Here is a 7976-nt window from a genome sequence, read left to right as displayed (position 1 = left end):
AGGACTGCAAGCCTATCTCGCAGGGCAACAGGGATGAGCAAAAAAGCGCCCGAAGGAATGAGGGCGCGATTTGCGAATCGCTGTAGGTGCAGCGGAAGTGCGAAGCACGAAGCGGCACGAAGCTTATGCAGACAGACGAGGGAGGCAGGCGCAGACCCCGTGCTTGCACGGAGGACTGCAAGCCTATCTCGCAGGGCAACAGGGATGAGCAAAAAAGCGCCCGAAGGAATGAGGGCGCGATTTGCGAATCGCTGTAGGTGCAGCGGGAGTGCGGAGCACGAAGCGGCACGAAGCTTATGCAGAAAGAGAGGGGAGTCAGGGAGCTCCGTGCAGGTGAGGGAGTCAGGCGCAGACCCCGTGCTTGCACGAAGCGCGCTCCTGTACTAAAATAACAGTATCTATAACAACAGCTGAGTGTCAGAGAGAGCTTTGACACTCACTTTGCTGTTGCAGAAAAAGGCGGGCAGAGCGACGATTTCCCGCACAGGATGGAGGAACTGCCATGAAGGTTGTGATTCTTGCAGGCGGCTTCGGAACCAGAATTACGGAAGAGAGCTACTTAAAGCCCAAGCCGATGATAGAGATCGGCGAACAGCCCATACTCTGGCACATCATGAAATATTATTCCGCGTTTGGCTTTCACGATTTCATCATCTGCCTCGGCTATAAGCAGTATGTGGTGAAGGAATATTTTGCAGACTATTTTCTGCACACCTCGGATGTCACCTTCGATCTCGCCAATAATCAGATGGAGGTACACAGAAAGCACGCGGAGCCCTGGCGGGTCACGCTGGTGGATACCGGCCTGAACACGATGACAGGCGGAAGAGTGCGGAGGATACGGGAATATATCGGCGATGAGCCCTTTATGCTGACTTACGGAGACGGGGTTGCCAATGTGGATCTGCATGCACTGCTGCGCTTCCACGAAAGTCATGATAAGACGGCCACCATTACGATGGTAAATATCGGGCAGGCGAAGGGCGTGCTGGATGTCAATGGAGACGGACAGATCCGCTCCTTCCGGGAGAAGGATGACAGCGACGGTGCGATGATCAACGGCGGATTCATGGTGTTTCGCCCCGGAATCTTTGATTATCTTGAGGGAGATGGCACCGTGCTGGAGCAGGAGCCCTTCCGCCGTCTCTCTGCGGACGGGGAGATGATGGGCTACTATCACCGTGGCTTCTGGCAGTGCATGGATACGCAGCGGGAGAAGAAGAAGCTGGAGGAGCTGTGGCAGAGCGGCAGAGCTCCGTGGAAAATCTGGAAAGAGGATGTCAATGCTTGATTTCTGGAAAAACAAGAGGATTCTGGTGACCGGACACAGCGGCTTCAAGGGAGCCTGGCTCTCCGAGCTCTTATTGCTTGCAGGAGCAGAGCTCACAGGCTACGCGCTTCAGCCGCCGACGGAGCCCTCGCTCTTTTCTTTGCTGAAGCTCCCGGAACGGATGCGCTCTGTGGAGGGGGATATCCGTGACCTTCAACACATGCAGCAGGTCTTCAGGGAAGCACAGCCGGAGTTTGTGCTGCATATGGCGGCCCAGCCCATCGTCCGGACTTCCTATGAACAGCCGGTGTATACCTATGAGACCAATGTGATGGGGACTGTGAACATCTGCGAGTGTGTGCGGCAGAGCGACAGCGTGCGCTCCTTTCTGAACGTGACGACAGACAAGGTCTATGAGAACAGCGAGCTGGGGAAGGGCTTTGTGGAGACAGATTTTCTGGACGGCTACGATCCTTATTCCAATTCCAAGTCCTGCTCGGAGCTTGTGACACACAGCTACGCAAAGTCCTTTCTGAACGCGAGGGGTGTGGCTGTGAGTACGGCGAGAGCGGGAAATGTGATCGGAGGCGGAGATTTCGCGAGAGACCGCATCATTCCCGACTGCGTGCGCGCGGCGGAGCTGGGAGAGGCAGTGGTGCTGCGGAATCCCGATTCTATACGCCCATTCCAGCATGTGCTGGAGCCCCTGTCCGTATATCTCATGATACTGGAGCGGCAGTATCAGAATCCGGCGCTCGCGGGCGCATACAATGTGGGACCGGATCTCGAGGACTGCGTGAGGACCGGGGAGCTGACCCGGCTCTTTGCCGCGCACTGGGGCGAGGGCTTTTGCTGGGAGGTACGGCCGGACGGCGGCCCCCATGAGGCGGGATTTCTCAAGCTGGACTGCGGAAAGCTGAAGCGGACCTTCGGCTGGGAGGCGCGCTGGAACATCGACAGAGCCATTCAGGAGACGGTTCGCTGGTCGAAGGCCTGGCTCTTAGCTGCGGATATCAGAGAGGTCACGGATCAGCAGATTGTCAGCTTTTTTCTCGGATGATTTTGCGGGACGGCAGCATTATCCGCGTAAAGACCTTTACATAACGAGGGCAGTGTGGCTGTCCTCACAGAAAAAGAAAATAGAGGATGAGGAATGTTTGAACACAGCACGGAGACAGAGGCCAGAGAGGAGATTCTCGCTGCGGTGCAGGCCTACTGCGAGCGCTTTCATAATAAGAAAAAAGAATTTCGGCCCGGAGACCGCATTTCCTATGCGTCGCGCGTCTATGACTACAGGGAGATGGTGAATCTGGTGGACAGCGCGCTGGAATTCTGGCTGACCAGCGGACGTTACACGGATGAATTTGAAAAAAAGCTGGGGGAGTATCTCGGCATCCCCTTTGTGTCACTGGTGAATTCCGGCTCCAGCGCAAATCTCTGCGCCTTTATGGCACTGACCTCGCCGCTCCTTCGGGAGAGACAGGTGAAGCCGGGAGATGAGGTGATCACAGTGGCCTGCGGCTTTCCGACGACGGTTACGCCCATAATCCAGTACGGCGCGGTTCCCGTCTTTGTGGATGTCACGATACCGCAGTACAATATAGACACAGCGATGCTTGAAGCGGCGCTCTCTACGAAGACAAAGGCGGTGATGCTCGCGCACACGCTGGGCAATCCCTTTGATCTCGCGACAGTGAAGTCCTTCTGCGATAAGCACGGGCTCTGGCTCATCGAGGACAATTGCGACGCGCTGGGCAGCCGGTATACCATGAGCGGGGAGACGTATTTCACAGGAACAGTGGGAGATATTGGGACCTCCAGCTTTTACCCGCCGCATCACATGACGATGGGAGAGGGCGGAGCGGTCTATACGAAGAACCCGCTGCTGCACCGGATCATCCGCTCCATGCGCGACTGGGGCCGCGACTGCCGCTGCCCCTCCGGCGTGGACAATCTCTGTCAGCATCGCTTTGACGGGCAGTACGGGGAGCTGCCGCGCGGCTACGATCACAAGTATGTGTATTCACACTTTGGCTACAACCTCAAGGTGACAGATCTGCAGGCGAGCATCGGCTGCGCACAGCTTCTGAAATTTCCGGACTTTGCCCGGAGGCGCAGGGAGAACTTTGTGCGGCTTAAGGCGGGACTTGCCGGAACGGAGGGGCGGCTCATTCTTCCGGAGGCCTGCCCGAATTCCGATCCGAGCTGGTTTGGCTTTCTGATAAGCTGTGAGGCGGGGATTGACAGGGCCAAGCTTGTGCGTCACATTGAGGCGCGGGGAGTGCAGACGCGCATGCTCTTCGCCGGAAATCTGACAAAGCACCCCTGCTTTGACGAGATGCGGAGAAGCGGCGAGGGCTACCGTGTTGTAGGGGAGCTTCCGGTCACAAACCGCATCATGCGGGATACCTTCTGGGTCGGGGTCTATCCCGGCATGACCGACGAGATGATCGACTACATGGCACAGACAATACGTGAGGGACTCCTGCTGTGAGAGAACAGGGAAAACTGTGGCTTTCTCTGCATATCCTGATCCTTGTCTTCAGTCTGTCCTCCGTGTGCAGCAAGCTCGCCGCACGGCAGGAGATCTTTACGGCGCTGTGGTTCCTGTTCTACGGGATGGTGCTCGTGATACTCGCCGTCTACGCGATATTCTGGCAGCAGATCATCAAGCGCATGCCGCTCTCCACGGCCTATGCAAATAAGGCCGCGACGGTGATCTGGGGACAGCTCTGGGGACTGCTGCTGTTCCGTGAGCGCATCACAGCAGGAAAGCTTGCGGGTGCGGTGCTCATTGTGCTGGGCATCGTGCTGTATGCGCGCGCATCGAGAGAGGAGGCGGCATGAGCAGACGAACAGCTTACATACTCCTCTTTCTGCTTGCAGTCTTTGTCGCGGCGCTCTCTCAGCTTCTTTTGAAGAAGGCGACGCTGCGTCAGTACAGGACGCCGTGGCAGGAGTATCTGAATCCGTTGGTGATCGTGGCCTATGGCTGTTTCTTTCTCGCGACAGCGGTGGATGTGATCGCTTACCGAGAAGTACCGTTGAGTCTTGGGCCCATCCTTGAGGCGACAAGCTATATCTATGTCACAATCTTTGGCGCTCTGTGCTTTCATGAAAAAATCACGGCGAATAAGCTCAGGGCGCTCTTTTTGATTCTGCTGGGAATCGCAGTATTTGCGGTGTTTGGATGAGAGAGGAGAGGGTTATGAGTCAGCACTATGATTATCTTTTGGTCGGCGCGGGGCTCTACAACGCGGTCTTTGCGCACTATGCAGGGAAGCAGGGCAGAAGCTGCCTTGTCATTGAGCGGCGGAATCACATCGGCGGCAATATCTACTGTGAGGATGTGGAGGGAATACACGTCCACAAATACGGCGCACACATCTTTCACACCTCGAACAGAAAGGTCTGGGACTTTGTAAATTCCTTTGTGGAATTCAACCGCTTTACAAATGCGCCGGTCGCGAATTTCAGGGGGGAGATGTATAACCTTCCCTTCAACATGAATACCTTCGCGCGAATGTGGAATATACGGACGCCGGAGGAGGCCCGGGAGATCATCGAGCGGCAGCGGGCGGTGATTCAGGGCGAGCCGCGGAATCTGGAGGAGCAGGCAATCAGCCTCGTGGGAACGGATATCTATACGAAGCTCATCAAGGGCTACACAGAGAAGCAGTGGGGCAGAGACTGCAGGGAGCTTCCGGCCTTTATTATCCGGCGTCTTCCCGTGCGCTTCACCTACGACAACAATTACTTCAACGACCGCTATCAGGGAATTCCGGAGGGCGGCTACAATGTGCTGATCGAGGCGCTGTTTGACGGCTGCGACATAGAGCTCGGTGTGGATTATCTGGAGCAGAGAGAGAAGTACGATGCAATGGCAGATCAGGTGATCTATACAGGACCGATTGACGCGTACTTTGATTACAGCCTCGGAAAGCTTGCCTACCGCTCCCTGCGCTTTGAGACAGAGCTTCTGGATCAGGAGAACTGGCAGGGAAATGCTGTCGTGAACTACACGGAGCGCGAGGTGCCGTGGACCCGCATCATCGAGCACAAGCACTTTGAGTTCGGAACGCAGGAGAAAACTGTGATCACGCGGGAGTATCCGGAGGACTGGAAACCGGGCATGGAGCCCTACTATCCGGTAAATGATGAGAAGAATCAGGCACTCTATGCGGCTTACCGCGCACTGGGAGAAAAAGAGCGCGTCGTATTCGGCGGGAGACTCGGGGAATATCGCTACTACGATATGGACAAGGTGATCGAGAGTGCCATGAGGAAGGCGGAGGAGCTCCTATGATTATTACGCGAACACCGTTTCGGATGTCTTTTTTCGGCGGCGGGACAGATCTGCCGTCTTTCTATCGGGAGCACGGCGGCGCGGTGCTCTCCACAAGCTTTGATAAGTACTGCTATGTGAATGTCCGGCATCTGCCGCCCTTTTTTGACTACAGCTCAGAGCTCTCCTACTCAAAGATTGAGAGAGTGCGCACCGTGGATGAGATACAGCATCCGGCAGTGCGCGAGGCGATGAAATACCTCGATATGCGGGAGATACGCCTGACCTATGAGGCCGATCTTCCGGCGCGCTCCGGGCTTGGAACCAGCTCCTCCTTTGCCGTCGGAATGCTGAATGCCTTCTACGCGCTGAAGGGGAAATATGCGGACAAGAAGAAGCTGGCGGACGATGCCATCTATCTGGAGCGCGTGCTCTGCAATGAGGCGGGTGGCCTGCAGGATCAGATCGCGGCTTCCTTCGGCGGTCTGAACCTGATTCGTTTCCACTCCGAGGGCTACACCGTGAGCCCCGTCATCATAGCACCGGAGCGGAAGAAGCAGCTGAACGACAGCCTGATGCTCTTCTTTACCGGCTTCTCCCGCTTCTCTGCGGATATTCAGACAGAGACCGGGCGGGCCATTCGGGACAAGACAGCGGAGCTGAAGGAGATGCTCTCTCTGGTGGATGAGGCGGAGCGCGTGCTGACCTCAAAGACAGAGCTCTCGGAATTTGGACGCATGCTGGATCACAGCTGGAGGCTGAAGCGGGGCATCAGCGCGAAGATTTCCACAGATTCCATTGACGCTCTCTACGATAAGGCGATGAAGGCGGGGGCGCTCGGCGGAAAGCTGCTCGGTGCGGGCGGCGGCGGTTTTCTTCTCTTTTTTGTGGAGCCGGAGCGGCGGGCGGCGGTGCGTGAGGCGCTCTCAGATCTTCTCTATGTGCCCTTCAGCTTTGAAGATGCCGGAACAAGAGTTATTTTTTATGAGGCGGAGAGCTACGAGCTGTGAGAATGCTCTGAGCACATACTCTCAGACGCCATGAATGAGGCGGTCATGCGGACGGTCATTCAGAATATGCGGAGGATGAAAGCCGATCCGCAGGATATCACCGCGCGGGGAGAGCTCGCATGGGCCTCCTCTGTCGCAGAGCTGGGGATACTGAAGCTCGGGAGGCGCACAGATTTTCAGAATCATATGATAGAGCATCAGCTGGGAGCCTATACCAACTGTGGTCACGGAGCGGGGCTGGCGGTGCTGCATCCCGTGGTATACCGCCACATCTGTAAGGAGGCTCCGCAGCAGTTTGCCCGTTTTGCGAGAGAGCTGTTCGGTATAGGCACAGAAGCTGCGGGAGAGGACGGAGAGAAACGTGCCGCAGAAAAAGGTGTGGGGGCACTCGCGGACTTCATACGGGAGATGGGACTCCCGACGAGTTTCCGTGCACTGAGCATCAAGGACAGCACAAAGTTCCGGGAGATCGCAGAGAGTGTCAGGCTCATGCCGGGCTGCGTGCATCATTTTTCGGCGGAGGAGATATACCGGATACTTTTGGCATGTATGTGAAAAAGTGCTTGCCATTCCTGCAAATGTATGATATAAAATTAAAGCACGTGCAAGAGAGCACGCGAAACGCAGGTGTGGTTCAATGGTAGAACACCAGCCTTCCAAGCTGGATACGTGGGTTCGATTCCCATCACCTGCTCTTGTCTTTTCTAAAAAGACAGTGAGTCTGTAGCTCAGCTGGATAGAGCAACGGCCTTCTAAGCCGTGGGTCGGGGGTTCGAATCCCTTCAGGCTCGCGCGGAGCAGATGCGCGATCACCGGGATTTTCAATCACCGATGCACGTTGTTCCAAACAATCCGTAATATGGTGGGTATGGCGCAGTTGGTTAGCGCGCCAGATTGTGGATCTGGAGATCCAGGGTTCGAGCCCCTGTACCCACCCGAAGAAATTAGGCTGTCGCATGAAGTAAATTTATGCGACAGCCTTTTTACCATGTAGAAATCCAGGCTTATAGGACAATCCAGCCGCTCGACCGGATTTCTTTTATAAAACGGGGCTTATAGGACAAAACGAAAGCCCGATCTCCGAAAAGACCACCGAGATACTTATTTAACTTCTCCGAGTAAATGCCCCTCTCCGGATGGCTGTCCCAGCGGCACGGATGTATCACTGGGCCAATAGGTGTCGCTCGGATCAAAGCTCATTACCACTTCCCTGTCATAGTACGCAGAGAGCTCCTGTGATCCCCAGATGCGAATCATACGAACGGTATGGGTCGAGCGCCTGTCATCGTAGGTCATGAAAGCGATTTCCCTCGGCTCCGTCAGCTCAAGGATCAGCATTTTCTCATTGACATCGGAGTATCCCGGGTTTGGATCTCTTTCATTTCAATCGTTCTCAATCCCCCCATACATA

9 protein-coding genes and 3 tRNA genes are annotated in these 7976 nt (G+C 55.7%); 11 read left to right on the top strand and 1 reads right to left on the bottom strand.

Translation table 11 applies throughout. The annotated features are described in order from the left end of the window. Positions 1 to 502 precede the first annotated feature (502 nt). The 11 genes from rfbF (at position 503) to J2S20_RS09910 (ending at position 7501) form a co-directional block, all read left to right on the top strand. Entirely contained in the window at positions 503 to 1291 is a 789-nt protein-coding gene (gene rfbF / locus J2S20_RS09960; protein ID WP_307255252.1) for a glucose-1-phosphate cytidylyltransferase, read from the top strand. Next, positions 1284 to 2330: a CDP-glucose 4,6-dehydratase gene (gene rfbG, locus J2S20_RS09955; protein WP_330692810.1), complete on the top strand. Its 1047-nt coding sequence runs from the start codon at positions 1284 to 1286 to the stop codon at positions 2328 to 2330. The genes rfbF and rfbG overlap by 8 nt, the downstream gene beginning before the upstream one ends. A gap of 93 nt (positions 2331 to 2423) precedes the next feature. Further along, a complete protein-coding gene (gene rfbH / locus J2S20_RS09950) occupies positions 2424 to 3764 on the top strand; it encodes a lipopolysaccharide biosynthesis protein RfbH (protein WP_307255250.1) in 1341 nt (446 codons plus the stop codon). Then, positions 3761 to 4117 carry a DMT family transporter gene (locus tag J2S20_RS09945; protein WP_106611467.1) on the top strand — a complete coding sequence of 119 codons (357 nt, stop codon included), beginning with the start codon at positions 3761 to 3763 and terminating at the stop codon, positions 4115 to 4117. The genes rfbH and J2S20_RS09945 overlap by 4 nt, the downstream gene beginning before the upstream one ends. Further along, positions 4114 to 4464: a multidrug ABC transporter gene (locus J2S20_RS09940; protein ID WP_307255249.1), complete on the top strand. Its 351-nt coding sequence runs from the start codon at positions 4114 to 4116 to the stop codon at positions 4462 to 4464. Before J2S20_RS09945 ends, J2S20_RS09940 begins: the two co-directional genes overlap by 4 nt. Before the next feature lie 14 nt (positions 4465 to 4478). Further along, positions 4479 to 5576 (top strand): UDP-galactopyranose mutase, encoded by a 1098-nt coding sequence (gene glf, locus J2S20_RS09935; RefSeq protein ID WP_307255248.1) that lies wholly within the window; start codon positions 4479 to 4481, stop codon positions 5574 to 5576. Next, positions 5573 to 6565: a GHMP family kinase ATP-binding protein gene (locus J2S20_RS09930; RefSeq protein ID WP_307255247.1), complete on the top strand. Its 993-nt coding sequence runs from the start codon at positions 5573 to 5575 to the stop codon at positions 6563 to 6565. The genes glf and J2S20_RS09930 overlap by 4 nt, the downstream gene beginning before the upstream one ends. 30 nt (positions 6566 to 6595) lie before the next feature. Next, a complete protein-coding gene (locus tag J2S20_RS09925) occupies positions 6596 to 7120 on the top strand; it encodes a dehydroquinate synthase/iron-containing alcohol dehydrogenase family protein (protein ID WP_465223532.1) in 525 nt (174 codons plus the stop codon). A 68-nt stretch (positions 7121 to 7188) separates the two neighbouring features. Beyond that, positions 7189 to 7259, top strand: a tRNA-Gly gene (locus tag J2S20_RS09920). A 23-nt stretch (positions 7260 to 7282) separates the two neighbouring features. Next, positions 7283 to 7356: transfer RNA gene (locus J2S20_RS09915), tRNA-Arg, on the top strand. A 71-nt stretch (positions 7357 to 7427) separates the two neighbouring features. Then, a tRNA-His gene (locus J2S20_RS09910) sits at positions 7428 to 7501 on the top strand. A gap of 165 nt (positions 7502 to 7666) precedes the next feature. Here the strand turns inward: J2S20_RS09910 and J2S20_RS09905 are convergent. Further along, entirely contained in the window at positions 7667 to 7903 is a 237-nt protein-coding gene (locus J2S20_RS09905) for a hypothetical protein (RefSeq protein WP_307255246.1), read from the bottom strand. Between the last annotated feature and the right edge of the window lie 73 nt (positions 7904 to 7976).

It is taken from the genome of Moryella indoligenes, from assembly GCF_030812885.1.
GTDB lineage: Bacteria > Bacillota > Clostridia > Lachnospirales > Lachnospiraceae > Moryella > Moryella indoligenes.
This window is presented reverse-complemented; position numbering and strand designations above follow the sequence as displayed.